This is a genomic window from Candidatus Methylomirabilis sp. (genome assembly GCF_028716865.1).
Classification (GTDB): domain Bacteria; phylum Methylomirabilota; class Methylomirabilia; order Methylomirabilales; family Methylomirabilaceae; genus Methylomirabilis.
Genome location: NZ_JAQUOY010000003.1, coordinates 101,596 through 128,051, shown reverse-complemented (window position 1 = coordinate 128,051; position 26,456 = coordinate 101,596). Strand labels below are relative to the sequence as shown.

At 59.0% G+C, this 26,456-nt stretch carries 29 protein-coding genes and 1 riboswitch; of the genes, 10 read left to right on the top strand and 19 right to left on the bottom strand.

Annotated elements, in window-relative coordinates:
- Nucleotides 1–22: 22 nt before the first annotated feature.
- The 4 genes from PHV01_RS02530 to PHV01_RS02515 all read right to left on the bottom strand — a co-directional run bounded on the left by PHV01_RS02530 (nucleotide 23) and on the right by PHV01_RS02515 (nucleotide 2,364).
- Complete coding sequence (locus PHV01_RS02530) at nucleotides 23–301, bottom strand: MoaD/ThiS family protein (RefSeq protein WP_337289574.1); 279 nt, start codon at nucleotides 299–301, stop codon at nucleotides 23–25.
- 47 nt (nucleotides 302–348) lie between these two features.
- Nucleotides 349–1,611, bottom strand: a complete 1,263-nt coding sequence (gene thrC / locus PHV01_RS02525; RefSeq protein ID WP_337289573.1) for a threonine synthase — start codon at nucleotides 1,609–1,611, stop codon at nucleotides 349–351.
- Nucleotide 1,612: 1 nt separating this feature from the next.
- A complete protein-coding gene (locus PHV01_RS02520; protein WP_337289572.1) occupies nucleotides 1,613–1,849 on the bottom strand; it encodes an NIL domain-containing protein in 237 nt (78 codons plus the stop codon).
- 84 nt (nucleotides 1,850–1,933) lie between these two features.
- Nucleotides 1,934–2,057, bottom strand: a riboswitch (SAM riboswitch).
- A gap of 67 nt (nucleotides 2,058–2,124) precedes the next feature.
- Entirely contained in the window at nucleotides 2,125–2,364 is a 240-nt protein-coding gene (locus PHV01_RS02515; RefSeq protein ID WP_337289571.1) for an NIL domain-containing protein, read from the bottom strand.
- 159 nt (nucleotides 2,365–2,523) lie between these two features.
- Between PHV01_RS02515 and PHV01_RS02510 the strand changes: the two genes are divergently transcribed.
- Nucleotides 2,524–3,171, top strand: a complete 648-nt coding sequence (locus PHV01_RS02510) for a rhodanese-like domain-containing protein (RefSeq protein ID WP_337289570.1) — start codon at nucleotides 2,524–2,526, stop codon at nucleotides 3,169–3,171.
- 15 nt (nucleotides 3,172–3,186) lie between these two features.
- Here the strand turns inward: PHV01_RS02510 and sat are convergent, their stop codons facing one another.
- The 13 genes from sat to PHV01_RS02445 form a co-directional block, all read right to left on the bottom strand.
- Nucleotides 3,187–4,383 carry a sulfate adenylyltransferase gene (gene sat / locus PHV01_RS02505; protein WP_337289569.1) on the bottom strand — a complete coding sequence of 399 codons (1,197 nt, stop codon included), beginning with the start codon at nucleotides 4,381–4,383 and terminating at the stop codon, nucleotides 3,187–3,189.
- 31 nt (nucleotides 4,384–4,414) lie between these two features.
- The gene (locus tag PHV01_RS02500; RefSeq protein WP_337289592.1) at nucleotides 4,415–5,200 is read right to left on the bottom strand and encodes a phosphoadenylyl-sulfate reductase; all 786 of its coding nucleotides are present in this window, start codon (nucleotides 5,198–5,200) and stop codon (nucleotides 4,415–4,417) included.
- A 101-nt stretch (nucleotides 5,201–5,301) separates the two neighbouring features.
- Nucleotides 5,302–6,282, bottom strand: coding sequence for a beta-propeller fold lactonase family protein (locus PHV01_RS02495; RefSeq protein ID WP_337289568.1), 981 nt, complete (start codon nucleotides 6,280–6,282; stop codon nucleotides 5,302–5,304).
- A gap of 65 nt (nucleotides 6,283–6,347) precedes the next feature.
- A complete protein-coding gene (locus PHV01_RS02490; RefSeq protein ID WP_337289567.1) occupies nucleotides 6,348–8,123 on the bottom strand; it encodes a nitrite/sulfite reductase in 1,776 nt (591 codons plus the stop codon).
- A gap of 100 nt (nucleotides 8,124–8,223) precedes the next feature.
- Nucleotides 8,224–9,165 (bottom strand): sulfite exporter TauE/SafE family protein, encoded by a 942-nt coding sequence (locus PHV01_RS02485; RefSeq protein WP_337289566.1) that lies wholly within the window; start codon nucleotides 9,163–9,165, stop codon nucleotides 8,224–8,226.
- A 1-nt stretch (nucleotide 9,166) separates the two neighbouring features.
- Nucleotides 9,167–9,643 (bottom strand): M67 family metallopeptidase, encoded by a 477-nt coding sequence (locus PHV01_RS02480; RefSeq protein ID WP_337289565.1) that lies wholly within the window; start codon nucleotides 9,641–9,643, stop codon nucleotides 9,167–9,169.
- A gap of 1 nt (nucleotide 9,644) precedes the next feature.
- Complete coding sequence (locus PHV01_RS02475) at nucleotides 9,645–10,580, bottom strand: cysteine synthase family protein (protein ID WP_337289564.1); 936 nt, start codon at nucleotides 10,578–10,580, stop codon at nucleotides 9,645–9,647.
- 52 nt (nucleotides 10,581–10,632) lie between these two features.
- A complete protein-coding gene (locus PHV01_RS02470) occupies nucleotides 10,633–10,878 on the bottom strand; it encodes a sulfurtransferase TusA family protein (protein ID WP_337289563.1) in 246 nt (81 codons plus the stop codon).
- A gap of 23 nt (nucleotides 10,879–10,901) precedes the next feature.
- A complete protein-coding gene (locus PHV01_RS02465) occupies nucleotides 10,902–11,129 on the bottom strand; it encodes a sulfurtransferase TusA family protein (RefSeq protein ID WP_337289562.1) in 228 nt (75 codons plus the stop codon).
- A gap of 44 nt (nucleotides 11,130–11,173) precedes the next feature.
- Nucleotides 11,174–12,220, bottom strand: coding sequence for a YeeE/YedE family protein (locus PHV01_RS02460; protein ID WP_337289561.1), 1,047 nt, complete (start codon nucleotides 12,218–12,220; stop codon nucleotides 11,174–11,176).
- Nucleotides 12,210–13,358, bottom strand: a complete 1,149-nt coding sequence (gene moeB, locus PHV01_RS02455; protein WP_337289560.1) for a molybdopterin-synthase adenylyltransferase MoeB — start codon at nucleotides 13,356–13,358, stop codon at nucleotides 12,210–12,212. Before moeB ends, PHV01_RS02460 begins: the two co-directional genes overlap by 11 nt.
- 19 nt (nucleotides 13,359–13,377) lie before the next feature.
- Nucleotides 13,378–14,292, bottom strand: coding sequence for a cysteine synthase A (cysK, locus tag PHV01_RS02450; protein ID WP_337289559.1), 915 nt, complete (start codon nucleotides 14,290–14,292; stop codon nucleotides 13,378–13,380).
- A 32-nt stretch (nucleotides 14,293–14,324) separates the two neighbouring features.
- Nucleotides 14,325–14,774 (bottom strand): Rrf2 family transcriptional regulator, encoded by a 450-nt coding sequence (locus tag PHV01_RS02445; RefSeq protein ID WP_337289558.1) that lies wholly within the window; start codon nucleotides 14,772–14,774, stop codon nucleotides 14,325–14,327.
- A 331-nt stretch (nucleotides 14,775–15,105) separates the two neighbouring features.
- Between PHV01_RS02445 and purN the strand changes: the two genes are divergently transcribed.
- The 9 genes from purN to selD are packed head-to-tail and all read left to right on the top strand — an operon-like array spanning nucleotide 15,106 to nucleotide 24,484.
- A complete protein-coding gene (gene purN, locus PHV01_RS02440) occupies nucleotides 15,106–15,771 on the top strand; it encodes a phosphoribosylglycinamide formyltransferase (RefSeq protein WP_337289557.1) in 666 nt (221 codons plus the stop codon).
- Entirely contained in the window at nucleotides 15,768–17,372 is a 1,605-nt protein-coding gene (purH, locus tag PHV01_RS02435) for a bifunctional phosphoribosylaminoimidazolecarboxamide formyltransferase/IMP cyclohydrolase (protein ID WP_337289556.1), read from the top strand. The genes purN and purH overlap by 4 nt, the downstream gene beginning before the upstream one ends.
- A gap of 34 nt (nucleotides 17,373–17,406) precedes the next feature.
- Nucleotides 17,407–18,684, top strand: a complete 1,278-nt coding sequence (gene purD, locus PHV01_RS02430) for a phosphoribosylamine--glycine ligase (RefSeq protein ID WP_337289555.1) — start codon at nucleotides 17,407–17,409, stop codon at nucleotides 18,682–18,684.
- Between the two features lie 4 nt (nucleotides 18,685–18,688).
- Entirely contained in the window at nucleotides 18,689–19,195 is a 507-nt protein-coding gene (gene purE, locus PHV01_RS02425) for a 5-(carboxyamino)imidazole ribonucleotide mutase (protein WP_337289554.1), read from the top strand.
- A gap of 46 nt (nucleotides 19,196–19,241) precedes the next feature.
- A complete protein-coding gene (locus PHV01_RS02420) occupies nucleotides 19,242–20,798 on the top strand; it encodes a glycosyltransferase family 39 protein (RefSeq protein WP_337289553.1) in 1,557 nt (518 codons plus the stop codon).
- Nucleotides 20,799–21,824, top strand: a complete 1,026-nt coding sequence (locus PHV01_RS02415) for a glycosyltransferase family 2 protein (protein ID WP_337289552.1) — start codon at nucleotides 20,799–20,801, stop codon at nucleotides 21,822–21,824. It begins immediately after the preceding gene.
- Nucleotides 21,805–22,782, top strand: a complete 978-nt coding sequence (locus tag PHV01_RS02410) for a lysylphosphatidylglycerol synthase transmembrane domain-containing protein (protein WP_337289551.1) — start codon at nucleotides 21,805–21,807, stop codon at nucleotides 22,780–22,782. Before PHV01_RS02415 ends, PHV01_RS02410 begins: the two co-directional genes overlap by 20 nt.
- A gap of 15 nt (nucleotides 22,783–22,797) precedes the next feature.
- Nucleotides 22,798–23,415: a phosphatase PAP2 family protein gene (locus tag PHV01_RS02405; protein WP_337289550.1), complete on the top strand. Its 618-nt coding sequence runs from the start codon at nucleotides 22,798–22,800 to the stop codon at nucleotides 23,413–23,415.
- A 16-nt stretch (nucleotides 23,416–23,431) separates the two neighbouring features.
- On the top strand, nucleotides 23,432–24,484 hold the full coding sequence (selD, locus tag PHV01_RS02400; protein WP_337289549.1) for a selenide, water dikinase SelD: 1,053 nt from the start codon (nucleotides 23,432–23,434) through the stop codon (nucleotides 24,482–24,484).
- An 8-nt stretch (nucleotides 24,485–24,492) separates the two neighbouring features.
- Here selD and amrB read toward each other — a convergent pair whose 3' ends face one another.
- Entirely contained in the window at nucleotides 24,493–25,296 is an 804-nt protein-coding gene (gene amrB / locus PHV01_RS02395) for an AmmeMemoRadiSam system protein B (protein WP_337289548.1), read from the bottom strand.
- A gap of 22 nt (nucleotides 25,297–25,318) precedes the next feature.
- Nucleotides 25,319–26,434: a glycosyltransferase family 9 protein gene (locus tag PHV01_RS02390; protein ID WP_337289547.1), complete on the bottom strand. Its 1,116-nt coding sequence runs from the start codon at nucleotides 26,432–26,434 to the stop codon at nucleotides 25,319–25,321.
- Between the last annotated feature and the right edge of the window lie 22 nt (nucleotides 26,435–26,456).

Below are 26,456 nucleotides of genomic sequence, written 5' to 3'. Positions count from 1 at the left end.
AGAAACGAAGTTCACGCGTCAATCAGCGACCACCAGCAATGGCCGGGACGATAGAGACCAGATCGCCTGGCTTGAGCGGCGTCGAGCTGCCCTGCAGGAATCGGATATCTTCCTCATTCACATAGATATTGATAAAACGGCGGACGCTGCCGGAGTCGTCGTAGATCCGCTCCTTCAGGCCGGCATACGACGTTTCCAGATTCTCGATCAGCTCATTGATGGAGTTCCCCTGCCCCTCCACCTCCCCTTGGCCATTGGTTAAACCCCGTAGCGGGGTCGGGATACGTACCTTCACACCCATCGAGCTCGCTCCTTTCGATCATCCCTTGCCACTGTTATGTTCACTCCTCAATTTACGATACTTGGCGTCACGTCGATGCCATGAGAAATCAGCGCCTCGTCAAACGATCGAAGGGTCGGTTTGATATGCAGCCGAACCTTTAATGTTGAGGCGACCGCCTCCTGGGTCTTCAGTCCGTTGCCGGTGATACAGAGGACCAGGCTTTCGTCCCTGGGGATCCGCCCCTGCTCGATCAGCCGTTTGGCCGCCGCCACCGTCACCCCGCCTGCCGTTTCGGAAAAGATCCCTTCGGTGCTGGCCAACAGCTTCATCCCTTCCACGATCTCCTCGTCCGTGGCATGTTCCCCATGGCCGCCACTGTCCTTGACGGCCTTGTAGGCGTAGAAGCCGTCCGCCGGGTTCCCGATGGCGAGCGACTTGGCGATGGTCTTCGGCTTGACCGGCTTGATAATCTCGCTGTTCGCCTTGATAGCGGTCACAATGGGACCACACCCTGCCGCCTGGGCGACATGCATCCGCGTGGCGCAGCCGCCATTCAGGAGGCCGAGTCGGTCGAACTCTTTGAGCCCCTTCAAAATCTTCGTGACCAGTGAACCCCCCGCGGCCGGCACAACGATGTGCTGGGGCGCGCGCCAGCCAAGCTGCTCCGCGATCTCGTACCCAAAGGTTTTGGAGCCCTCAGCGTAGTAAGGTCGGATATTAATGTTCACAAATGCCCACCCGTATTTATCGGCGATCTCGCTGCACAGACGGTTGACCTCATCGTAGTTGCCGTCCACGGCCACCAGCTTGGGGTTGTAGATCAGGGTGCCCAGCACCTTGCCCTGCTCCAGGTCGGCCGGCACGAAGACGAAGCTTCGAAGCCCCCCTTCGGCGGCGTGGGCCGCCACCGAGTTTGCCAGGTTGCCGGTGGAGGCACAGGCCACCACCTTAAAGCCGAACTCTACGGCTTTGGTCACCGCCACCGCCACGACCCGGTCCTTGAATGAAAAGGTGGGATGGCTGACGGTATCGTTCTTGACATAGACCTCCCGCATACCCAACGCGCGCGCCAGATTGTTTGCCCTCACGAGGGGCGTCATCCCGCAATGTTTCCCGACCACGGGCTCCCCCTCGATCGGCAGCAGCGCCTTGTATCGCCAGATGCTGGGCGGCCCGGCCTCGATCGCCTTTCTGGTCAGCCTGCCTCGAAGCGCGTCGTAATCGTAATCGACCTCGAGCGGCCCGAAACAGTACTCACAGACATGCAGAGGGTCGGCTGGATATGGCCTGCCGCACTCTCTGCACTTCAATCCCTTCACCTGCGCCATCTCAGCGTCCCTTCTCCGGAGTCGGCTCTACCCTGATCCCTAAACCGATCAAGTAGGCAATCCCCTTATTCAACGCGTCCTCCTCGCCGTCCAGCTCCAGCATGACCTCGCCCGCCTGCTCCGTCACCCGTGCCCGACGAACATTAGGAATGAGCGTAAATTCCCGCGCAAGGCGATAGATCACCGGCTCTTTGATGAGTGCCTGTGGGTAGATGAGTGTAATCATCCGTTTTGGCATCACAGAATCCCTTCACCGAAATGCAACAATGAAAAAGCCCCTTCTCCGGGATGCGAGAAGGGGCTGTCAGAATTGACGCCATCCTTCTCATCTCTCATCCCGCCCTGTGTCTGGGATGTAGGAGTTGGCACCACTGTCTGCCGGAACACGCCGCAAACCGGTTGCCGTGGCTTCGCAGGGCCAGTCCCTCAGCCACTCTGGATGAAAAGGTGAAACGCAGCTATATAATCAAAGCAACTTTTCCCTGTCAAGCAAAAATCGAGTCCTCGATCCTTTTAAGAGACGACATCCTGCTCGATTGGCGCCACCTGGACACCATGATCCTCCAGCCACGTGATCCCATTTTCAAGTAGCTTTGGGTCTCCCTCGAGCTCAGCCATGATCCACCCGATTCCCTCTGTAAAGTCGGCTTGGCGAATATTGAACACCAAGTCGAACGTCTGGCTAAGCTGCCACAGGATCGGCTCCTCGGCCAGCTTTCCTGTAAACGTCAAGTGTATGCGCTTTTTTGCCATCGTGTCTTTCGGAGATCGATCACAGATCAGCGGTCATCGATCTGAGATCTTGGCCGGTAGATATTCGCTTACATTCCGCTTGAGCCTTCGTGCTCGGAGGAGTATAAAGGGTTTAGACATGATACGCAAGGCGTGTTTCTCTCAACCAGTGTGAGCGCGATGGCCACCGAGCCACCAACGTTGACGCCACATCAGACAAAGAGCGTTTTGGAGGCCGGTGCGCTGCTGATCGATTTACGCCCGCGCGAAGAGTTTGCGTCACGTCATATCCCGCGGAGTATCAACGTCGTCTTCAGTCGCAAGAGTCTCCCTGAGCGCATAGCAACCGCGATCCCGCCCGGTCCACCAATCGTGCTCCTCTCCGGAAAGGCAGACATTGCCGAGGCCGCGGTCGAGACACTCCAGCGGGTGGATCGAAATCCTCTCAGGGGGATCCTCGCTTCAGGGACCGAAAGCTGGGACCATGCAGGGCTCCCACTTGCCACGCTGCCACAGGTGACCGTCGAGATCCTGTGGCAGCGTCTGCACGTTGCACACGATGAGCTGATGCTGATCGACGTGCGGGAGCCGTTCGAGTGGAAGCTCGGCTACATCAAAGACTCTCTGTTCATTTCGCTTGCAGAGATCTGGCGCCGTGCTTATACGCTCGACCCGCGCCGAGACATCGTCCTGATCTGCGAAGAAGGCACACGCAGCAGTACGGCTGCCAGCATCCTGCTGCATCACGACTTCCCAAGGGTCGCGAACGTTCCTGGCGGCATGGGTGACTGGTTCAAGGCCGGCCACCCCACCATCCGCCTGCCATAACCGCCCAAGCGCTGATCATCCACCCTGCATCCATTCCGCCAGAATCTCGGAGACCTCCGGCCGTGTGAACTCCTCCGGTAGCGCCTCACCGTTCCGAAGGAGTTCGCGAACGCGCGTGCCGCTCAGCGTCACCCGCTCGGATGCCTCATGCGGACAGGTCTTGGCCGAAGCCATCCCATCGCAGCGACGACAGAAGAACGCCTCGTCGAAGAAGAGCGGGGTGATGTCCAATTCGTCGCGTGACAGCCGCAGAAAGAGGTCACGGGCCGCGTACGGATGATAGTAACCGCCTACTCCAGCGGGGTCCCTCCCGACGATGAAGTGAGTGCATCCGTAGTTCTTGCGAACCAGCGCGTGAAACACCGCCTCGCGCGGTCCCGCATACCGCATAGCGCCCGGAAAGACGCTCAGCATGACGCGCTCCTTCGGGAAGTAGCGCTCCTCAAGCGCGCGATAGCATCGAAGCCGAATTTCTGATGGAATATCGTCGAGTTTTGTCCGACCAACCAGCGGGTGGATCAGCAGGCCGTCCATCAACTCCAATGCGCACTTCTGGATGTACTCATGCGACCGATGAATCGGGTTGCGGGTCTGAAATCCGACGACCGTCTGCCATCCGCGCTCTTTGAATCGTCGCCGCGTCTCGGCCGGCACACAGTAATAGTCTTCGAATCCCGGCAGTGATGGGGGGCGAACCATACTGATCGACCCGCCCACCAGGAGTTCACCGCGCTGATACAGATACTGCACACCCGGATGACGCGTCTCCTCGGTGCCATACACCAGGCACGCCTCCGTTCGCTTATCGTAGGGAAACACCTCCTCCACCGAAAGTAGGCCAAGCAGGTCGCCATCTGAGCCCAGTAAGGCCGCCTCGCCCCCCTGCTTGAGTTTGGCGGCTTCCTCCTTTGGCGCGGCCAGGGTAATCGGTAGCGTCCACAGCAGGCCGCTCTTCAGGCGCATCTCATGGACCACCCCTTCATAGTCAGCTCGATTCATAAACCCTTCGAGCGGACTGAAGACACCTGTGGCCAGGCATTCCACATCGGATACGGCCCTGGCGTTCAAGGAAATCGCGGGGAGATCCTGCGCCCTGCCTATCGCGTCGGCCCTGGCCTCTCCTGTGAGCACCCGCGAGACGAGCCGCCCGCCATGAGGGAGAATCGGCGCCAGCACCTCGTTCTCCGACAATTCAATCGATTCCTGTATCATCTGTTCTCCCGTCGATATCGTTCCCTTTACCTTAGTGGCCTGTGCCGTGAGCGCCCTGTTTGCTGTCAAGATGCAGCCCGCACTCCTTGGTCTCGGGGTTTTCCCACCACCATCGCCCCGCCCGTACATCCTCGCCCGGCTTGATAGCCCTTGTGCATGGCGAGCAACCGATGCTGGGGAATCCCTGGTCATGCAGAGCGTTATAGGGCACATGGTGCTCGCGGATATACGCCCAGACCTGCGGCTCGGTCCATTCGACGAGCGGATTGATTTTGACGATTGAGCCATGGCTCGCATCGATCTCGACGACATCGATGCCGGTGCGGGTCGCTGCCTGCTCCCGCCGGAGCCCGGTGATCCACGCATCAACGTTCTTGAGGGCCAGACCGAGCGGCTCCACCTTTCGAACGCGACAGCAATACTTCCGCTCCTCGACACTCTGCCGGAAGGAATAAAATCCGCGCTCCCGCTCCAGCGCCTCTACGGCGTCTCGTCCCGGGAAGTAGCTCTCAATCGCCACCTTGTACCGTTCCCGGGTCCGCTCCATCACGTCGTACGTCTCCTCATGCAACCGACCGGTGTCCAGGGTAAAGATCGTAATCGGCGGTTGAAGCTTCGACAGCATATCGATCAACACCATATCCTCGGCCCCAAAACTGCTGGCGAGTGCCACTTTAGGAGCAAAGGTATCAATGGCCCACTGAAGCACCACCTCAGGCTTGGCAGCCCGGAATCGCTCATTCAACTCGGCAATCTTCTCCGCCGAGAGGACCCGACCTCCTCTATCAATGCTCTGAATTCCCGATTGCCTTTCCATCATTCCTCCTTATTGGAACATACCAACACGCGTGAAATACTTCGCTCTATTACACACAAGATCGCAATCATGTCAGTGCGACCAACCGATCTATCGCTATCTCAGTGATGACTCGCAGGAAGCACAGCGATCCCGTGCGGGTCTTTTCCTACCGGAATCTCAGCAACAATCTTTTCCGTCAACGTATCGATGGCAATCACGGTATTGGTGTCGCGACTGGTCACATAGAGGCGACGGCCGTCCGGCGTGATCGTGATGATATCGATCCGCTTGCCTGCTGGGATATCTCTTATAATATTGAGCTGTTTGCAATCGATCACAGACACCACATTCGCCTTGCGGCTCACGGTATACGCCCGCTTCCCATCAGGCGACAGTACAAGGCCATGCGGTTCACCCTCCCGTGGAATCCTCGCCTTGACATGGTGACTCATCGCATCAATCACGTCGATTCGATCGACATCCCCCGCCGTAACCAGCAGGAGCTTCCCGTCCCATGTGATGTCTGTCCCCATGGCGCCCTTGCCTGCCTCGATGGTGCTGACGATCTTCCGGCTCTTCACATCGATCACGGAAAGATCCCCGGATCCCCCGTTGCTCACAAAGGCGCTCGCGCCTTTCGGATCAAAGACCACGAGCGCGGGGGCCTTCCCGACTGGGATCGTGTCGATCGCTTTCCGGAGTTGAAGATCAATCACCGTCACATCGTTTGACCCCGGGTTCGCCACCCAGAGCTGCTGCCCATCGGGTGTGACAGCAGGGCCATGCGCCTTCGTCCCGGCGGGAAATGCCGCAGCTACCTTTCTCGTTTTTGTCTCGATCATGTGTACGTCATTAGACCCGGCATTCGCGACATAGGCGTAGGCGCCATCAGGCGAAAAGGCGATGTTATGGGGCTTCTTGCCGCCGGGGGTAATTGTATCGAGAACCGTATTGGTCTCGCTATCAATCACGGTGACGGTATGGTCTTCCTGATTCGTCACCCATACTTCGTAGGCGTGAGCCTGGCCGATCCACGTCATTCCTACTGCTAAGGCCAGTCCGGTTATCCATGGGACCAGCGTAACGATCTGTCTCCTCATTCCATCTCCTCTCATTTTTTCTACCGATCTTCCCAATCCACCGCAGCGATCTCTTGATCCGACGACTACGCAGCGCACTCGCCAGGCCCGGTCTGGATGGAAAACGCCTCTTCAGCATTATAGTCGAGATAGTAATCCGGCGCCTCAGAGGCCGGCGGCAGTTCTGTGAACGGCGCCAGGACAGTCTTCACCGACTCCAGCCCATAGCGATCCAGAAAGTTGTTGAACGATTCGCCATCCTGTCGCTCTTTCTGATACAGACGGAGGACCGCCTCTACCGCGGCCGGGATATTCTTTGCCGGAACTCGCGCCACCGGCTTACCGTAGCGCGCCTGGCCTGGCGCCAACCTCGCGCCTAACAACATCTCGTAGGTAGGTACCTGGCGGCCGTTGAACTTTTTGGCCCCACCATAAAACCCGATATTCGCAAGGTGATGCTGGCCACAGGAGTTCGGGCAGGCGGAGATCTTGATCCGAATCCCCGTTTCGTCCGCCAGATCCCTCAGTTCATCGTCGAAGAGGGCTCCCAGGGAAGCCGCCAGGCCGTAAGAGGAGGTGATGCCAAGCTGGCATGTATCGGCGCCCGGACACGCGGTCACATCTGCCAATCGCTCAGCGGATGGGGCAGCCAAACCGACGGCGCTCAGCAGCCGGTAGAGCGCAGGAAGACGCTCGGAGAGAATCCACCTGAGGACGAAGTTCTGCTGGTTCGTGCTGCGGACTGTGCCATCGCCGAACTCACGCGCCGCAAAGGCCAGCGTTCTGAGCTGTACCGCAGTGATGTCCCCAAGTTCGAGGCGGACGTGGACCATGGCGTACCCGGCCTGCTTCTGCGGAAGCAGATTGGTGGCCCGCCACCGCCGATAGGCGGGATCGTCAGACTCTATGGGGAGACCCGCCGAAGCAGACAATGTGCGAGGAGACGGGGCCTCCTCCCACACGACAAGAGAAGGGAACTGTCCGGCCATGGTTGAATCGAGGCCGGTCCGCTCCTGAAATACCAGCGTTCGAAACTGCTCGATCCCCAGCTTGTTCAGTACGAACTTCATCCTGGCCTTGTGCCGATCGTCACGGTTCCCGAGGCGATCGAACACGCGCACGATGGCAGCTACGGTCGGCAGGAGCCGATCCGCCGGCGTGAACTCCTCGAGCAGGTCCGCAAGGCGTGGCATGGGGCCGAGGCCGCCCCCGACATACAGCTGAAAACCCCGTTCCTCCTTACCTGCCGTAGATCGGAGCACGGCACGAGCCCCGATGTCCTGGATGGGGGTGAGACCAAGATCATCGGGGCAGCCGGAGAATGCGATTTTAAACTTCCTGGGCAGATTCTGATTCATCGGATTGCGCAGGAGAAATCGCGCAATCGTCGCGGCATACGGGGTCACGTCGAAGACTTCTTGAGGACAGACACCGGCACAGTGCCCGATCGTCACGTTGCGAACGGTATTGCCGCAGGCCTCTCGGGTCGTCAGCCCGACCGAGGCCAGGCTCCTCATCAGCCCTGCGACCTGATCGAGCTTGATGAAGTGGAGCTGGATGTTCTGGCGGGTCGTTACGTGGCCTACCCCCTTCTGGGTCTTCGCCGCCAGCTCGGCAAGCAGCTCCAGTTGGGCCGCGCTAAGCCCGCCCCACGGGATCTTGATCCGGAACATCTGTTCCCCTTCCTGCCGCTGCCCATAGATCCCGTTCTGCAGGCGGAACCGCTTGAACTCATCAGGTGAGATCTCCCCATTCCAGAACCTGTGGACGAACTGATCGAAGGTGTCGATCTCCTCCTCGCTCGCCCAGGACGGCCCGTTGGCGAGATTTGCCTTCTCTGATTCGTTCGTATCACGCATCATTTCTCGCTTCTCCCTTGCCACATCTCACTTCTCACATCTCCCCCTTCACTGTTCCTGCCCTCCCCGTCATCCACCGCCCGGCGGCTATCGGGAGATACATTCATGTAGACAGATCATCCTGAGTGACGGTCGGCGTTTTTTGATGTAGAAGCCTTGGACTACCGTCAGCAACATCGACAGCCAAGGCGGCCGCCGCGATCTCCGGCCCCCTCGTAAAGAAGCCATAGAGTAAAAAGAGATCAATAAAGACAACGCCCAGCCAGACACTGTAGGCACGTGGGCTTGTGAGCAACCCCAGCTCGATCAACACCTTCGATAAGCCGAAGCCCACTACCCAGGTATCGAAGCTCATGCAGATTCTTCTGAACGTCTCAGCATTCATCTGCCTGATGACGTAGGCCCCTATCGGAATTCCAATGATAACGCTGGGGATGATCGACGAAAGGAGCCCCGTACTCGCCGCAGTGTACACTCCCAGGTAGTAATACGCAGTCGCTGTCACGGTTGATTCGACTATTCTGATCAGGCCAATGGCGGCTCGAAACTCACCTTTGACAAAGCCCTGGTTATTGAACAGGAGCGCCAACGGAGGACCGGAGATAGTGGTTGTTGAATAGAGAACGCCAACGCCGGCGCCGAACGGGACACCAATGAGATGTTCGGACCGAATCGGCCGCCTGACTCCTGCCGCCTGCAGCAGGATCAACGGCAGTACGATGAGATACGTGATCAGCTTGAGCCATTCCGGGCCCGCCATCGAGAGGGCATAGCTCCCCGCGATGACGCCTGGAATAAGGCCGCACACGATCGGCAGTACCCTCTTCCAGATCTTTGGGATGCTCCGCCGATTGACGAGCAGCACGTAGCTATTGAGCGCCACCTCCACCAATACCAGGGCAGGGTTCAAGATCCTGTTGGAATAAAAGATGAGGGCAACGGGGACGGTCAGCGATGAAAATCCGTATCCCAGTGCCCCATTCACGGTGGCCGCAAAGAGCGTGATACCTATAAGCGTAATTTGCCCGATGTCGAGATTCATCATGCTAGTCGTTGCACTGAAGAGCAGCAGATGGTTCTCCTGTAAACTGCTTTACGCTAGAATCCCACCTGAAGACCTTGAAGTACGACACCTTACCGTGTTTCACTGACACCACGAGATATTGAAGTCTGGGCCACACTGGTTCACCATCGAACAGCGCCAACTCTCGATCGGTCTCGGAAAAGTAGGCGTCATGATCGGGGTGTGAATGGTAGATAAGAACGAATTCGAGACCTTTGGCATCGGCTTCACTCTGAATCCGCAGAAGGTCCTTCGGGTCCATGATGTAGGCGGTCTTTGCATCTCTCGGATAACGAATTGGATCGTCCTGGTGATACTGGTTCGCAAGATTCGCGCATCTGCGGACAATGTTCGTATCCGGATCGCCCGGCTTGCCTATGACGATTCCGCAGGCCTCGTCCGGATACGACTCTTCGGCATGAGCAAAGACGTCATCCAGCTCCGATTGCGTGAGGCCCATCCTACCACCAGAGGTGACTGTACATGTTCTCGCCCAGCTCCGGAAACTCCTTGTGCCAGACACCCAGACTCACATACTTCCACCCGCCATCGCAGAGGATCACCACGATGTTGCCCTTCTCCATTCGATGCGCCGTTCGCATCGCCACATGAACGACCGCTCCAGAGGACACGCCGGCAAAGATCCCTTCCTTGTTGGTCAGATCTTTGGTGGCGGCAAAGGCGCAGCGGGAATCGACCATAATTTTGCCGTCCAGGAGGCTGGTGTCAAGGATCGGGGGAATGAAACCTTCGTCCAGGCTGCGAAGCCCCTGGACCAGATCGCCCGGATTCGGCTCCACGGCAATGACCTTGGTCTTGGGGTTACATTCCTTCAGCCGTCTCCCCACGCCCATCAGAGTTCCGCCGGTCCCAAGACCGGCTACAAAGGCATCGACCTCCGGGAGGTCGTTCAGGATCTCCACCCCGGTCGTTTCATAGTGGGCCAGAGGGTTGGCCGGATTGCCGTACTGAAAGGGCATGAAAAGGGTTGGATCCTGCGCCACCAGCTTTTGAGCCAACTCAATGGCACCGTTGCTCCCTTTCGTCCCATCGGAATAGATCAACTCGGCGCCAAAGATCTCCAGGAGCTGACGTCGCTCCGGGGTGGCGTTTTCCGGGATCACCACCTTGACCTTGTACCCCTTCCTCCGTCCGATCATGGCCAGGGCAATGCCGGTATTGCCGCTCGTCGGCTCCAGAATCGTTTTGTCCGCCGTGAGTGCACCGCTCCGCTCGGCCTGCTCGATCATGTACTTCGCGATTCGATCCTTCAAGCTACCGGTCGGGTTCGCTCCCTCCAGCTTGGCGAAGATCCGAACCTCTTTCTTGGGACTCATCCGCGGCAGCTCGATCAGCGGCGTGTGCCCGATCGCATCAAGAATATCGATTGATTTCATCCATGCCCTCTTTGTCGGCTGTCTCGTCCCCGGCTCACCTTCATCCTGCGGCTCAGGCCTTTATGACCGTGATCGCCCAGTCAGTGTCATTGAGCTGTGTCACATCTGTCACGATGTATCCCTCACTCGTCAGGCTCCTGGGAACGTTCGCAGCAGAGCCGGAGTTATCCACGATGACTCTCAGCGTCTGACCGCTTTGCAGCTCTTCCAGCGCCAATTTAGTCTTCACAAACGTGTAGGGGCATACCTCCCCCTTCAGATCAAGGATCTCGGCTGCCTGCTCAGGCGCCCTACTCATTTCCATTCCTCCAATCATGCAGGTCAGGCTTTTTCCAGGACGATTTCCCACTGCGTTCTGCCAACTTCCGAGATGGCGAGGACGGCATGTCCTTCCTCTTTTGCCCACCTGGGGATGTCTTCGACCGATTTCGCGTAATCGACAATCACCACCAGTTGTTCACCGGCCGTGATCTCCCCCATCTTCTGTTTGGTTAACATCAACGGATACGGACAAATCTCTCCAGTCACATCAAGAGCGTGCTTCATCATCGCTGCCCCCATGATTGCACGATTGGGACCACGTTCGGGAGGCTCTACGCCCGCTGGGCGCTTCGCGCCCCACGCTCAAACGCCACACTGCCAAACAACAGATAGACCCCAGCCCAGACTCCCAAGATAATACTGAGGGTCGCCGTCACACTGCTCAGCCCAAAGAGCGGGACCCCGGTCAGTCCATGACCGATGTTACATCCACCCGCAATACCCGCCCCCATGCCCATCAGCAGACCGCCCCCGAGAGCCTGGAGAAGACGCTGAGCGCCAGGGGCGCGCCAGGCAAACTCTCCATGCGACCGCGCCGCCACGTACGCGCCCGCGATGAGCCCCACCCACATAAAACTCCCCCAAGTGAGCAGAGAGGTGTCACCCGTGAACAGAAACCCCGAGATTGTTCGGATCGGCTCGGTAATGGAAAGACCGTACTCTCTTCCGGTCAGGGCTGAGATCGGCCAGGCAGCCGTGGCGATCAGGCCGATGGTGATCCCGCTCCTCATCCAACTCCACCCTCTCTGGTAGCCGCCGGCCGGGCTCTTCAGAAGCCACCATCCGCCAACCGTCACAAAGGTCATCACCAGTATCCATGGGTTCACGCCCAGGAGGCGATCCAGCGTTGCAGGCTGCCCATCGATTTCAACCACCCGACTCCGAAAGGCGGCTTGCACCGGCTCGAGCACGCCGTCATTGGTCATCGTGATCCCAAACACAAATCCGAGCAGCGCGATAATCGAGCCCACCATCCCCTCACCTGACCGGTAACTGCTCCCGCTCACACACCCGCCGGAAAAGGCCATACCAAGGCCAAAGACGAATCCACCGAACAGCGTCGCCATCCAGAAAAACGGTGTGACACCCAACCCGAACAGACCCAGCGTCGCCATTGCCCTGACTCCGACCATCTGAATCAACAGCGCCAGGAGATAGGCCCGCAGCAGGGTAAGATCCCGCGCCAGCAGGATATCGCGAAACGTCGAGTTCATACAGAAGCGGCCGCGCTGCAGGGCGTATCCGAACGTCACCCCGACGACGAGACCCAGGCCTATCATCCGGACCATCGCTGCGCCGTTCGCGGCCTCAGTGGCCACCGCCCGGCACTCCGCAAAACTCGTGATAATCGATCAGATCGGTGATGGTTGGATCGTCTCCACAAACCGGGCAGTCGGAGGCCCGCCGTACCTTGACCTGCCGAAACTCCATCCCCAACGAATCGAAGAAGAGGAGTCGCCCGGCCAGAGAGTCGCCAATCCCAAGCAGCAGTTTAATCGCTTCGATCGCCTGGAGACTTCCGACGATACCGCACAGCACGCCCAGCACACCGGCCTCCTGACAGCTTGGGACCAGCCCTGGGGGAGGGGGCGCAGGGTACAGACAGCGATAGCAGCCGTGACCGGGGACAAAAACCGTGACCTGGCCTTCGAACTTGAAGATAGACCCGTCCACGAGGGGTTTCTTCAGGAATACACAGGCGTCGTTGACCAGGTATCGGGTCGGAAAATTGTCACAGCCATTCACGACCAGGTCATACTGGCTGATGACCTCCTTCGCGTTCGCCGAGGAGAGAACCGCTTGGATCGGCTCCACCTTCACGTCGGGATTGATCTGGCCGATCGCCTCGACCGCCGAGACGACCTTCGGTCGTCCCACATCATCCATGTGATGGAGAATCTGTCGCTGCAGGTTGCTCAGGTCCACCACATCGGCATCAATGATGCCGAGGCGACCGACACCGGCAGCGGCCAGATAGAGGGCCGCAGGAGAGCCCAGGCCGCCCGCCCCGACGAGCAACGCCGAACTGTTTAAGAGCTTGCGCTGCCCCTTTCCGCCCACCTCAGGGAGGATGATATGACGACTGTAACGGCGGATCTGCTCTTCGTTGAAAGGTATGCCCCCCCCTGCCATGGCCGGGATCAAGGCCACTTCGTCTCCGTCCTTGAGCGCGGTCCGCTTCCCCCCCAATTCCTCCACCCCCACGTTGTTCACATAGACATTGAGATGACGGTGGAGTTCGCCCATCTGATCAAACACATGCTTATGAATCCCTGGAAAGCGCGTCTCCAGATCCTCCAGAAGCTCCACCAGATCGTCCCCTCGTCCCTCGACAAGGGGCTGATTCTGAGTCAGTCCTCGATACGGGGTTGGGATGTAGACACGGATCGCCGCATTGCGGTCGCCCTCCGCCGATTGCCCTACTTCAGAGACCTCCATGCCACGATAGCCATTCATGCGTTTGCTCCCTTATAGATCAGAGTGGGACCGACAGGTACCGCTCCCCTGTGTCGGGGAGGATGGTCACCACAACCTTTCCGGTCCCAAGCCGTTCGGCAACCACTGTCGAGGCAAAGACGTTGGCCCCGGCTGAGATCCCCACCAGGAGGCCTTCCTCTCTGCTCAGGCGAGACACCATCCGATAGGCGTCCTCGTCCTCAACAGCAATAATCTCATCAATTACTTGGATGTCCAGCACGCCTGGGACAAAGCTCGCGCCGATTCCCTGGATACCGTGCGGCCTGGCCCTGCCTCCCTGCAACACGGGGGATCTGGCCGGTTCCACCGCGACTACCTGAACGTCAGGAACTTCCCTTTTCAACACCTCACCCACCCCGGTAATCGTCCCGCCGGTCCCGACACCGGCGACAAAGGCATCGATCTGTCCCTCAGTCGCTTTCAGAATCTCTTGCGCCGTGGTGACGCGGTGGATCGCCGGGTTGGCCGGATTTACAAACTGTTGCGGCATAAAGTACTCGGGATGTTGCGCCACGAGCGATTCTGCCGCATAGACGGCCCCGCTCATCCCCTCAATGGCAGGGGTCAGGATCACCTCGGCGCCGAATCGACCGACCAGTTTTCGCCGCTCCGCACTCATGTCCTCAGGCATCGTCAGGATCAGGCGGTACCCCTTGACGGCGGCCACCATCGCCAGCCCGATCCCGGTATTGCCGGACGTCGGCTCAACGATTGTGTCGCCCGGCTTCAGACGCCCGCTCCGCTCGGCCTCCTCGACCATCGCAAAGGCGATCCGATCCTTCACGCTTCCGCCCGGATTGAGCGACTCCAGCTTCCCAAGAACTCGGGCCGACCCGGGACGCGGGATCCGCTGCAACTGGACCAGCGGGGTATCGCCTATCAGTTCCAGGATATTTCGAACAACTCGTGGCATCTACGCGTCAATCTCCGGACGTTGTAGATCGTTCAGATCTGATAACTGACCCTCTGCCGCTCCTGTTTCGTCCGGAACCGTTGGCAGAGGTCTTCGAGTGTAGTCCGATCCACGATCTGTGCGACGGCGTCACGCACATCGGCCCAGATGTCTCGCAGGGAGCAATGAGGCTCCTCGATGCAGATCTCGCGCGGCCCACTCTCGACACAGAAGATCGGCACGATTGGACCCTCCATCGCCCTGATAATGGCCCCGATTGTAATCTCTCTGGGAGGCTTTGCCAGGTAATAGCCCCCACTCATTCCCCGCTTGCTTTCCACGAACCCGGCTCGTTTGAGACTCAACAGGATCTGTTCCAGGTAACGAGCCGGCAGATGTTGCCGTCGGGCGATCTCCTCGATTTGAATCGGCCCCTCCTCGTAATGGAGAGCCAAATCTTGCATGGCTCGTGTCGCGTAGTCGCCCTTTGTTGATACCCGCATATCGTCTCACTATGGCAAATACCGATTAAGTCGATTGAGTTACTCGGTATTTATAACGTTCCCGCAGAACCATGTCAAGAATTTTTTGTAACCTCAGATTTATATTGGAAAATTACATGACTATTCACCGCCAGTAAGTTGCTATAATCCTCTTGCTCATTACTTCCCTTTCTGCTATCGTTGGCGTGAAAGTCTCGCTTCGCGCGTCATTGCGAGGAGCGGCGCGACCGAAGCAATCTTTCAGTTTTGATGTGCGTCGCCGCGATGAAAGAACCGGACGAAGAACGGTGGTATTGCTTCGCCTTCGGCTCGCAATGACCCATGGGAGAACATGAAGCGGCAACTCAGACTTGGTGTGCTGGCTTCCGGTCGAGGAAGTAACCTACAAGCAATCGTCAACGCCTGTGAGGCCGGTCAGATCAATGCGGTTGTCGCTATCGTCATCAGTGACGTGGCAGAGGCTTACGCCCTCGAACGGGGTCGTCGATATGGAATCGAGGCAGCCTTTATCGACTCAACTCGGCACCGTACGAGGAATGACTTCGATGCAGCGGTTCTCGACCTGCTGCGGAAGCGCGATGTGGAGCTGGTGTGTCTGGCAGGCTACATGCGCCTGCTAAGCCCTTCCTTTGTTGAGGCCTATAAAAACAGAATCATGAATATTCACCCCGCGCTCCTCCCTGCCTTCCCTGGACTGCATGTTCAGCGCAAGGCGCTGCAGTACGGGCTGAAGTTTTCCGGCTGCACCGTCCACTTTGTGGACGAGGGGGTCGATACCGGTCCCATTATCATTCAAGCGGTGGTCCCGGTGCTGGACAATGACACCGAAGAGGACCTCTCAGCCAGGATCCTCGCGTACGAACACCGGATCTATCCGCGAGCGATCCAACTCTTCGCCGAAGGGCGGTTGGAGATTCGCGGTCGTCGGGTGCTCTGCCATGGAACCGATACCCCACAGCAACAGGAAAAGCAAGCCTGGGGAGCCATAAATCCATGACGGTTTCGAACGAGCGAATAGACAATAAGGGGTTAGCGCCGGTTCGGCGAGCTCTGATCAGCGTCTCCGATAAAGCCGGGCTGATTGAACTGGCATCGGCTCTGTCTAGCCTCTCTATTGAGATTGTCTCCACCGGCGGAACGGCTCGCGCCCTGCGGGACGCCAATATCCCGGTGGTCGATGTGGCCGACATCACAGGCTTCCCGGAAATGTTGGATGGGCGAGTCAAGACACTCCACCCGAGGATTCATGCCGGCGTCTTGGCGAGGCGACGCGACCCGGAGCACCAGCGGCAACTGCACAAATTCGGCATTCCGCCCATCGATCTCGTCGTCGTCAATCTGTATCCCTTCGAGGCCACTGTTGCCAGAACGGACGCCTCCTTCGAAGAGGCCATCGAGCAGATCGATATCGGCGGACCAAGCCTCATCCGAGCTACTGCGAAAAATTTCGAGGATGTTGCGATCGTCGTTGATCCCGCCGATTACACCACGGTTGGCACGGAACTGCGGCAAGCACATGGCTGCCTGTCGCGGACCCGTCGGCTCCATTTAGCGACAAAGGCCTTCGCGCACGTCGCTCGTTACGACGCGCTGATCGCCGCGTATCTGCAGCGGCAATGCGGCGAGGCAGATGAAACCGTACTCCCCGGTCGACTCGATCTCCGCCTGGTCAGAGTGAAGCAACTCCGTTACGGCGAGAACCCGCACCAGCAGGCGGCCCTGTATTGCGACGCCCTCGTGAGTGAGCCTTCCGTAGCGGGGGCCAAGTTGCTGCAGGGGAAGGAACTCTCGTTCAATAATCTCCTGGACCTTGACGCAGCCTTTGCCCTGGCTAAAGGATTCGATGAGCCTGTCAGCGTCATCGTCAAACATTCGAATCCCTGTGGCGTTGGTATCGGTTCCCGGCTGAGCGAAGCGTATCAGCGCGCCCTGGCCGCAGATCCGACCTCGGCCTACGGCGGGGTCCTTGGGCTCAACCGCCCGGTGGACGTCGAGACTGCGTGCGAGCTGGTTGCTACCTTCGTGGAGGCGGTTGTTGCACCGGGATACCATGAAGCAGCGCTCGCCATCCTGAAAGAAAAGAAGGCCCTTCGACTCTTACTGATCGAACCGTGGCCAGAAACGACGTCCCCTGATCGAGCGGCCCGAGAGCTGCGGCCGATCGTTGGCGGGATACTGGCACAGGAACGTGATCAGATCGATCTGGACTCCGGCACCCTTCGCATCGTGACCCGCCGCGAGCCTACTACGATCGAAATGCGAGCGCTTCGGTTCGCCTGGAGGGTAGCAAAGTACGTGAAGTCGAACGCGATCGTTCTGACAAACGACTGCGCCACGGTAGGGATCGGCGCCGGGCAGATGAGCCGGGTTGATGCCTGCCGGCTGGCTGTGATGAAGGCCGTCTCATCCACCAAGGGAACGGTGCTCGCGTCAGATGCGTTCTTTCCGTTTCGGGACGGGGTGGATGTGGCAGCCGAGGCGGGCGTGACCGCAATCATCCAGCCGGGCGGCTCCATCCGTGATGCTGAGGTGATCCAGGCGGCGGATGAGGCCGGCATCGCAATGGTCTTCACCGGTATTCGACACTTCCGACATTGATACCTGGGCCATGAAGCGACAGACAGGAACGCCAATGCAGGTTCTCGTGATCGGTTCAGGCGGTAGAGAACATGCCCTCGCATGGAAGATCGCTCAGAGTCCGAAGGTAGCGAAGGTTTGGGCCGCGCCAGGAAACGTCGGGATGAGCGAGGTGGCTGAGTGCGTGGAGGTCAGCAGCTCCGATATCCGCCTCCTGGCCGATTTCGCCGAGCGGAAACGGATCGACCTCAGCGTCGTGGGGCCGGAGCTCCCGCTGACTCTTGGGATCGTAGATGAATTCGAACGCCGCGGACTCCGCATCTTCGGGCCTCGGAAGGATGCTGCCCTCGTTGAGGGAAGCAAGGTCTTCGCCAAGAGCTTCATGAAGAAGTACCATATCCCCACCGGCTTCTTCCAGTCCTTCTATCGGGTAGATGACGCCAAGCGATATATCCAAGAGATCGGCGCCCCCCTGGTCGTGAAGGCCGATGGCCTGGCGGCGGGAAAGGGGGCCATCGTCTGTTTCGAGTTGTCCGAGGCGCTGGACGCGGTCAAGAAGATCATGGAGGAGCGTCTCTTTGGCGACGCCGGTGAGCGGATCGTGATCGAGGAGTACCTGGAGGGAGAGGAGGTCTCTTTCCACGTGTTGACCGACGGAGACGCTGTCTTGCCTCTGGCATCATCTCAGGATCATAAGCGCGTGTTCAATGACGACCAGGGCCCAAATACCGGCGGTATGGGCGCCTACTCCCCTGCGCCGGCCATCACCGAGCCGATCCATCAGGCAGTCATGGAACAGGTCATGATCCCGGCTGTCAGAGGGATGGCGGCGGAAGGACGACCATACAAAGGCGTCCTCTATGCCGGCCTGATGATCAGGGCAGGCGAGATCAAGGTGCTCGAGTTCAACGCCAGACTCGGCGACCCTGAAACGCAACCGCTGCTCCTGCGGATGAAGTCTGACCTGGTTCCGCTACTGGAGGCGGTCGTAGACGGCCGATTGCGGAATCAGACGATAGATTGGAAGCCTGACGCAAGCGTCTGCGTGGTCATGACCTCAAGAGGCTATCCCGGCCCGTACAACCAAGGCGCTCTGATCGCCGGAATCGAGGAAGCGGCTGCCGAGCCTGGCGTCATGATCTTCCACGCCGGGACAAACCGCACGAAAGGCCAAGTCGTTACAGGCGGCGGACGGGTCCTGGGTATCACCGGCCTCGGACGAGACATCCCGGGGGCGATCGCTACCACCTACCGGGCGGTGAAGAAGATCCATTGGGAAGGCGCACACTACCGGACCGACATCGGTGTTCGCGCCCTCGCCAGGGTTTCATAACAGTATGGCCACGTACCCCCTAGTCGGGATCGTCATGGGCAGCGACTCCGATCTGGCAGTGATGGAACTCACCGCCAAGTCGCTGGAGCGATTCGGGATCCCGTTCGAACTCAAAATCAGCTCCGCCCATCGTTCCCTTCACGCGACGCTGGACTATGTCCGGCAAGCCGAGGCGCGAGGAATCAAGGTGATCATCGCCGGCGCCGGCGCCGCGGCGCACCTCGCGGGCGTTATCGCGGGCCAGACGACGCTCCCGGTCATCGGTGTGCCACTGGCCTCCAGCTCGCTCAAGGGTCTCGACGCGCTACTCTCCATCGTCCAGATGCCTGGGGGGGTTCCGGTTGCAACCATGGCTATCGGTGAGGCGGGGGCCAAAAACGCTGCGATCCTGGCCGCTGAGATCCTGGCGCTGTCGGATGAGGCCCTCCGGGTGAAACTCCGCTCGTTCAAGGAGGCTCTGGCCTCTGAAGTGGAGGAAAAAGATCGCACGCTTCAAAAGCACCGCTCCTGAACTCCCCATATCACAGTCCCCTTACTCCAGGGAATCGTTCACAAATTTGGCGTACCCGGTAAGTGACCGGCAGACGTCGCTGTTGCTCCTTTTCTTCCTTGGCCTCGTCGCCGCCTTTCACCTCTGGTTCATCAACTCCGGCCGGTTCAATCTGGCGCCAGACGAGGCACACTATTGGGTCTGGTCGAGGCAACTGGACTGGAGCTACTATAGCAAAGGGCCGATGGTGGCCTACCTCATCGCCCTGTCTACCCGGTTGGGGGGCGACACCGAGTTGTTTGTCCGACTCCCTGCGGTCCTGCTTTCGACTGGAACCGCCTGGCTTACCTTCCAGTTGGCAGATCGGCTGTGTCGCTCCAGATGGGCTGCTCTGGAAGCGGTGCTGCTCCTTGCCGCCATGCCGCTGTACGAGGCGGGCTCGATCCTGATGACGATCGATGCGCCGCTGGTTTTCTTTTGGTCTCTCACGCTGTTGCTGATCCACCGCGCTCTCACAGCAAACGGCAACGCCTGGTGGCTCCTCGCGGGGATCGGCCTCGGCCTTGGTCTGCTCAGCAAATACACGATGGCCATCATGGTGCCACAGATTTTCCTGTATCTTGTAGCATCCCGAAACCATCGGTTCTGGATGCGGCGGGCGGGTCCCTACCTGGCGCTCGGGGTGGGGCTCCTCCTCTTTACCCCTGTTCTATATTGGAACGCGACACACAATTTGGTCTCGTTTCGTCACCTCCTGGAGCAGCTTGGAGCTGGAAAGGGGAGAGTGATGCCGCTGAAAAGTCTGGGGGAATTTGTGGCATCCCAGGTGGGTGTGGTGACCCCTATACTGTTCGTTGTACTCGTGTTCGGACTTTGGGGGGTCGGACGGACCGGACTTGCCAGACGTAATGATGATGATACCTCATTGTTTCTCTTCTGTGCCTCCGTGCCCCTGCTGCTCGCCTGCGTCATCATAAGCCTGTGGACCAAGGTACAGGCAAACTGGGCTGCGCCGGCCTTTGTTGCTGCGGTCATAGCAGCCGTCAAATGGCGATCAGGCTCACCGGCCCAGGGTTACTCTGTCAGGCGATGGACGCGCAGTCGCGCCCTTTTCGTCGGCGCTTTGCTGACCGGATTCCTCGTCAGCGCCATTGGTCACTTTCCGCACGCGCTTGCCTCGGTCGGCCTGCCGCTTCCTCACAAACTCGACATGACCAGGCGCCTCAGAGGATGGGCGGAGCTTGGAACGCAGGTCGATGAAATCTATCAAGCGATGAGTCGGAGCAGACCGACGTTTCTCTTCAGCGACCGATATCAGGTTGCCAGTGAGATTATGTTCTATATGCCGGTCCATCCGAACACCTACAACATCCAACTCGGGCGACGAATGAACCAGTTTGACGTATGGAGAGGAACCGAGGAGGTTCGAGGTTGGGACGCCATCTTTGTGACGGATCGGTCGACTGGTCCCCCTGATGCGGTCCTCCGCTCCTTCGATATGGTGAAACTGGAGCGGCCAACCCACCTCTCGACTGTCGTGAAGGAGCATGCTCTTGACTCGTGGTCAATCTTTCGCTGCTATGGTTTCCGGGGATTCCCCCCGGTTCAGCAGCTCGGGTACTAGATGAGTGACGCCTCACCTCCATGCGCCGTGAACCACGATCTTCAGCGGGCACCGTGGCTGTCCATCGTTATCCCCTTTTGTAACGAAGAAGAAAACGTCCGGCCCCTCCACGACCAGATCGTCACGGCTCTGGGTGATTTCAGACAACCCTACGAGGTGATCGCTGTGGACGATGGCAGCACCGATCGGACGCTTGCCGTCCTTGAGGCGATCGTGAAGGACGATTTACGCTGGAGGGTGGTGGTACTTCGACGAAACTTCGGGCAGACGGCTGCCTTGTCCGCCGGCTTTGACCACGCCAAGGGCGACGTGATTGTGACCCTCGATGGGGACCTCCAGAACGATCCGGCCGATATCCCGAGGCTGCTGGAGTTGATCCAGGACTACGACGTCGTCAGCGGCTGGAGGGCCGATCGCAAGGATCCCTTCCTCTCCAGGCGGCTACCGTCCATGCTTGCAAACTGGCTCATCTCCGTGACAACCGGCATTCGGCTTCATGACTACGGATGTACATTGAAGGCCTATCGACGGGTGGTGGTGGAGAATCTTCGGCTGTACGGTGAGTTGCATCGCTTCATCCCCGCCATTGCCAGTTGGATGGGGATTTCTATCGCCGAGATCAAGACGAATCACCGACCCAGACGTTTCGGACGCTCCAAGTACTCCATCGCACGAACGGTGAGGGTCCTCCTGGATCTGATTGCCGTCAAATTCCTCCTCCGATTCAGCACGACCCCGATTCAGATCTTCGGGGGATTAGGGCTTACTGTTGGAACCATCGGCGGAGGGTTACTCCTGTATCTGGCCGGTCTCAAGCTGATCATGGGCCAACAGATCGGCGGACGACCGCTCTTGCTGCTCGCGATCCTCCTCCTGATTCTTGGGGTGCAACTGGTGGGCATGGGCCTGCTCGGTGAAATGGTGGCACGAGTCTATCACGAAACGCAGCACAAACCGATCTATATGGTCCAGCGGGTGATCCATGGGGTCAAGACTGGAAAGATAGATGCTGAAGCCAGCCAGTAGGTCGGCGACCAAGGCTTGGCAATTTTGGCTGAAGCTCGTCGTGAGCATCGCCCTGCTGGCTCTCCTCTTAGCCAAAACCGATCTGCAAGCCCTCGGGACCCTCTTTCGCTCCCTGCGCATCTCGATCTTTTTCGGATCCATTCTCCTCTATCTGCTGGCTCAGTTGCTCAGCACAGTGCGCTGGAGGTGCCTGCTCCAGGCGGAGAAGATTCACCTCCCCTTCTGGCGCCTTATCCTGCTGTACTATGAAGGGATGTTCTTCAATCTGATGCTGCCCACCGCCATCGGCGGCGATCTGGTTCGGGGCTATCGGGTCTCACGGCTGACGGAGCGACGCGAAGCGTCGTTAGCCTCCATCCTCGTGGAGCGGCTCTCCGGCTTTGTGGCCCTCGCTATCATCGGCTGCATTGCCATTATCCCCGCATATGCTCACGTGAACGACCCGCTCATCGTCTGGTTGATGGCAGGCTCGGCGGCAGGGATGGTCGCGCTTATCGCATCACTGTTGAGCGACCGGCTCCAGGCGCTGTTCTTCAGGCTGCTTCATGGCGTGGGTCTTGGGCGATTCCATGATACGGTCCATCGGCTGTATGAAGCGGTCCAACAGTACTGGACCCATCGGCGGGCTCTCCTGGTCGCGCTGGGGCTCTCGTTGATTTTACAGTCGATGGTCATTACGATCTTTTTCCTCATCTCGCAGGCGCTTAACCTGTCCGTTCCGCTCCGCTATTTTTTTCTGTTCGTCCCGTTGATCAGCGTTATCTCGATGCTGCCGATCTCGGTCGCGGGCCTGGGTCTCCGCGAGGGGAGCGCCGTATACCTCTTCTCCAAGGTCGGCATGGACTCGGCTGGCGCAATCAGCCTATCCTTACTGTGGTTCGCTGTCACAGCCCTCTGTAGCGGGTTAGGGGGGATCGCGTTTTTAGTCGGTCATTCGCAACATCAGATAGATCCGTAAACTGCGGAACCAACCATGTCTGTTTTGCCGTGGCTCGAAAGACTGCGCGAGTGGGATGAAGCCGGATTCCACCTGATTAACGGAAGCCTACGGAACCGAGTCTTCGATCTCCTGATGCCGCTCGTCAGCAACAAATGGAACTTCGCCATCCCGGTTGGCGCCCTACTGGTTTACGTATTGCTCTTCCGTCCGAAACGAGATCGCATCATAGTCATTTCCGCCATCGCGGTGATTCTACTCACCGATACAACCAGTCAGCTCCTGAAAGATCTATTTCAACGAATCAGACCATGTGGCGTCCTCAACGCGACTGCCTGCTTGCGTATCCGTTCATTCTCCTTTCCCTCCAACCACGCCAGCAACATGTTTGCCTTGGCTACATTTCTCTCCTATAATCACTTACGAGTAGGGTTGCTCTGTTTCCCGGCAGCTGTTCTGGTTGGGTATTCTCGGATCTATCTCGGCTCGCATTATCCGTTCGACGTCCTGGGCGGAGCGCTCTGGGGAGTCCTGATCGGACTTCTTAGCGCCGTAGCGATCCAGCGTTTCATACGACCAGGAGGAATGCAGCCTGCGAACGGAGCGACAGAGAAAAAGGATCATTCGGCCTGCGGGCCGGAAACCTTCCAGTAGTGCCTTGAGGAGCTCAATGATGAGTGCTCAACAGGTGCGGCTCACGTCCTTGTCGCATGGAGCGGGCTGAGCGTGCAAGATCAGCCCCGCTGATCTGGCCCAGGTGCTGGGCCAGCTTCCCAAGTTTAACGACCCCAACATTCTTGTGGGGACCGAGACCTCAGACGATGCCGCTGTGTATCAACTGGACAACGGGCAGGCCATCGTCCAGACGGTGGACTATATCACCCCCGTGGTGGATGACCCGTATAGTTGCGGTCTGATCGCCGCCGCGAACTCTCTAAGCGACATCTATGCCATGGGCGCCACTCCATTGTTCGCCCTGAATATCATCGGTTTTCCAGTCGGGTCGCTATCACTGAAGATCCTAGGGGAGATCCTTCGTGGCGGCGCCGACAAGGTTCGTGAGGCCGGCGCCTCCATCATTGGAGGGCACAGCATCGACGACCCGGAGCCAAAATATGGCCTCGTCGTGACCGGACTGATCGACCCGACAAAGATCTTCAAAAACTCGACCGCTCTCATCGGGGATGATCTGGTGCTAACTAAGCCAATTGGCCTGGGGATTATCACTACGGCCATCAAGCGGAGCAAGCTTACGCAGCCGGCCATCGATGGCGCCATCGCGTTGATGGCCGCGCTGAATAAAGACGCATCAGAGGCTATGGTGGCGGTGGGAGCGCACGCGTGTACGGACGTCACAGGCTTTGGGCTGCTGGGCCACCTCCACGAGATGACTGCGGGGAGCAAGGTGGGAGCGAGGGTGTCGCTCTCAAAGGTTCCCGTCATCCCGGAGGCCTGGACATTGATTCAGGAGGGGATCTGTCCCGGCGGGACGCGACGGAACTATGAATCACTGCAAGGGGCCATCGTCTGGGATCCGGTGATTCGGCAAGAGGCCCAGCTTATCTTATGCGACGCCCAGACCTCCGGCGGCCTTCTGATCGCGGTGCCGAAGAACAGGACTGCAGCCATGATTCAGCGCCTGCAGGAGCGTGAGACACCCGCCACAGCCCTGATCGGCGAAATCATCGAGGATCCGGATGGCCGAATCTGGGTGGAGCCGTAACTCTATACTCATCTCACAATCAGTCCGGCATACCCGACCACCCTGGAGTCGTCCTTGGTGACATCGGCAGAGGTAGCGTAGCCGACCAACTCGGCCGAGGTGGCCCCAAGCTCTCTTGCCGCGATCAGCATGGCAGTCGTCGGGTGAAATCCGCACATGGTAATCTCCTCCCGTCTCACGACTCGATGCAACCGCTCCGGGTCGCACGCCAGGATGGCTTCAATCGCCAGTTGATCCTTTGCCTTAGCCTGGTCCTGGCTGATGTAATGGCTCATATCGGTGCTGGCCACTATCAGCACCGATCGATCCGATCGCGCGACTGCCTCGGCTACCGCCAGCCCGACATCCTGGCAGACAGCATATTCACTGCTGAAGAGGCAGATCGGCACAAAGGAGAAGGGCAGACCGAACGCCTGGAGCAGAGGGAGTTGGACCTCAATCGAGTGCTCGCGCTGATGCCCGAGCTGATCCTCCTCAATTGCCTGCGAATTCTGCAGGATGGTCTTTGCCAGGTCTGCGTCGATAGGAGCCTGTCCAAGGGGCGTCTCCCATCTTCCGTAGGTCATAATCGCTACTCCTGCCCCTACGCCGGTGTGGTTCGGCCCCAGGATTACAAAGACATCAGGAAAGGCGAGACGGGCATAGACCGATCCCGCCACCTTCCCGGAGTAGATAAGCCCCGCGTGGGGAACGACCGCCCCGATGCCGCGCACCTTGGGAAGATCCCATTGGATAAAATCGGTCGCCTGCGCCCGCAACCGCTCTGGGGCGCCAGAGTAGAATGAGCCCGCTACTGCTGCTCGTCGAATCATCGTCAGCCCCTCACGATCTCGACTACAAGAGATCGCGGCCCGTTCGACATGTTTGGCCTGTAGTGAGGAGCGCCGAGGCGGCTTCCGCCACCTCCTCGACAGAGATCGAGCGCATACACAAACGATCCGCTTCGATCTGGCACCGTCGCTTTGAGCAGGGACTGCAGGGCAGGGGAACACGGAGTACGACCCCACCTGCCTGACCGGCAGACAGGTCGCCTCGGTAGGGACCGATGAGACGTGGATCGGTTGGGCCGAAGAGTGCAACGAGGGGGGTTCCGAGCGCTGCCGCCACGTGCATGGGACCGGAATCGACCGTCACCAGCAGGTCGATCCGCCTTAGGAGGGCGATCAGGACCTTGAGATCAGTCCGACCCGCCGCCACGAACGGGGCCGGGTCCATCTGGCTTGCCAGACGCCTGGCCAATGGAAGATCCGAGGAAGACCCGATCACAAGGATCCTAGCCCCATACTGACGCGCCAGCAGTTCCCCCACGCGCGCGAACCGCTCCTCTTCCCAGAGTTTCGTCCGCCAACGCGCCTGAGGATTCAGGGCGACCACTAAAGCATTCGGCTTCACCTCTGCCTCAGCCAGGAGCGCCTCAGCCCTCGCTCCGTCATCGGGTCGGGAAGGAAACACGAACGCCTTCGATAGTGGGTCTGCTCCCAAGAACCTGGCGGCTTCCAGGTATCGGTCCACGGCATGCAGCGGCCCGGGTGGAAGCGGCACCACGTGCGTCAACACGCGCTCGCTCCCCTCGCGGGCCCCCGCGAGACCGACCCGAAATCGCGCGCCGGCACAGACCACCATGAGAGCGCTTTTCAGCAGTCCCTGTAAATCGATAATGAGGTCATACCGACCTTGGCGGAGCTCAGCGATGAGCGCAGCGATCTCTCGCAGCATCTTCGACTCGCGGAAGGGGGTCCGCACCTCCCGTCCCCATCGTCTGCGACCTGACACGATGACCCGATCCAACAAGGGATGGCCCAGCAGCAGCTCTGCCGCCTCCTCCTCCACCAGCCATGCGATGTACCGATCAGGGTACCGCCGCCTGAGGGAGCTGAGGAACGGGAGCGCATTCACCACATCGCCGATCGAACTCGGCTTGATGATGAGGATGCGCTGCACCTGTTCCATCGGCACAGCGCTGCTCGAAGAT

Bases quoted from the DNA above. Each gene is read 5' to 3' on its own strand.
- PHV01_RS02530 (WP_337289574.1), bottom strand. From the start codon at position 301: ATGGGTGTGAAGGTACGTATCCCGACCCCGCTACGGGGTTTAACCAAT.
- thrC (WP_337289573.1), bottom strand. From the start codon at position 1,611: ATGGCGCAGGTGAAGGGATTGAAGTGCAGAGAGTGCGGCAGGCCATAT.
- PHV01_RS02520 (WP_337289572.1), bottom strand. From the start codon at position 1,849: ATGCCAAAACGGATGATTACACTCATCTACCCACAGGCACTCATCAAA.
- PHV01_RS02515 (WP_337289571.1), bottom strand. From the start codon at position 2,364: ATGGCAAAAAAGCGCATACACTTGACGTTTACAGGAAAGCTGGCCGAG.
- PHV01_RS02510 (WP_337289570.1), top strand. From the start codon at position 2,524: ATGGCCACCGAGCCACCAACGTTGACGCCACATCAGACAAAGAGCGTT.
- sat (WP_337289569.1), bottom strand. From the start codon at position 4,383: ATGATACAGGAATCGATTGAATTGTCGGAGAACGAGGTGCTGGCGCCG.
- PHV01_RS02500 (WP_337289592.1), bottom strand. From the start codon at position 5,200: ATGGAAAGGCAATCGGGAATTCAGAGCATTGATAGAGGAGGTCGGGTC.
- PHV01_RS02495 (WP_337289568.1), bottom strand. From the start codon at position 6,282: ATGAGGAGACAGATCGTTACGCTGGTCCCATGGATAACCGGACTGGCC.
- PHV01_RS02490 (WP_337289567.1), bottom strand. From the start codon at position 8,123: ATGATGCGTGATACGAACGAATCAGAGAAGGCAAATCTCGCCAACGGG.
- PHV01_RS02485 (WP_337289566.1), bottom strand. From the start codon at position 9,165: ATGATGAATCTCGACATCGGGCAAATTACGCTTATAGGTATCACGCTC.
- PHV01_RS02480 (WP_337289565.1), bottom strand. From the start codon at position 9,643: ATGGGCCTCACGCAATCGGAGCTGGATGACGTCTTTGCTCATGCCGAA.
- PHV01_RS02475 (WP_337289564.1), bottom strand. From the start codon at position 10,580: ATGAAATCAATCGATATTCTTGATGCGATCGGGCACACGCCGCTGATC.
- PHV01_RS02470 (WP_337289563.1), bottom strand. From the start codon at position 10,878: ATGAGTAGGGCGCCTGAGCAGGCAGCCGAGATCCTTGATCTGAAGGGG.
- PHV01_RS02465 (WP_337289562.1), bottom strand. From the start codon at position 11,129: ATGATGAAGCACGCTCTTGATGTGACTGGAGAGATTTGTCCGTATCCG.
- moeB (WP_337289560.1), bottom strand. From the start codon at position 13,358: ATGAATGGCTATCGTGGCATGGAGGTCTCTGAAGTAGGGCAATCGGCG.
- cysK (WP_337289559.1), bottom strand. From the start codon at position 14,292: ATGCCACGAGTTGTTCGAAATATCCTGGAACTGATAGGCGATACCCCG.
- PHV01_RS02445 (WP_337289558.1), bottom strand. From the start codon at position 14,774: ATGCGGGTATCAACAAAGGGCGACTACGCGACACGAGCCATGCAAGAT.
- purN (WP_337289557.1), top strand. From the start codon at position 15,106: ATGAAGCGGCAACTCAGACTTGGTGTGCTGGCTTCCGGTCGAGGAAGT.
- purH (WP_337289556.1), top strand. From the start codon at position 15,768: ATGACGGTTTCGAACGAGCGAATAGACAATAAGGGGTTAGCGCCGGTT.
- purD (WP_337289555.1), top strand. From the start codon at position 17,407: ATGCAGGTTCTCGTGATCGGTTCAGGCGGTAGAGAACATGCCCTCGCA.
- purE (WP_337289554.1), top strand. From the start codon at position 18,689: ATGGCCACGTACCCCCTAGTCGGGATCGTCATGGGCAGCGACTCCGAT.
- PHV01_RS02415 (WP_337289552.1), top strand. From the start codon at position 20,799: ATGAGTGACGCCTCACCTCCATGCGCCGTGAACCACGATCTTCAGCGG.
- PHV01_RS02410 (WP_337289551.1), top strand. From the start codon at position 21,805: ATGCTGAAGCCAGCCAGTAGGTCGGCGACCAAGGCTTGGCAATTTTGG.
- PHV01_RS02405 (WP_337289550.1), top strand. From the start codon at position 22,798: ATGTCTGTTTTGCCGTGGCTCGAAAGACTGCGCGAGTGGGATGAAGCC.
- amrB (WP_337289548.1), bottom strand. From the start codon at position 25,296: ATGATTCGACGAGCAGCAGTAGCGGGCTCATTCTACTCTGGCGCCCCA.
- PHV01_RS02390 (WP_337289547.1), bottom strand. From the start codon at position 26,434: ATGGAACAGGTGCAGCGCATCCTCATCATCAAGCCGAGTTCGATCGGC.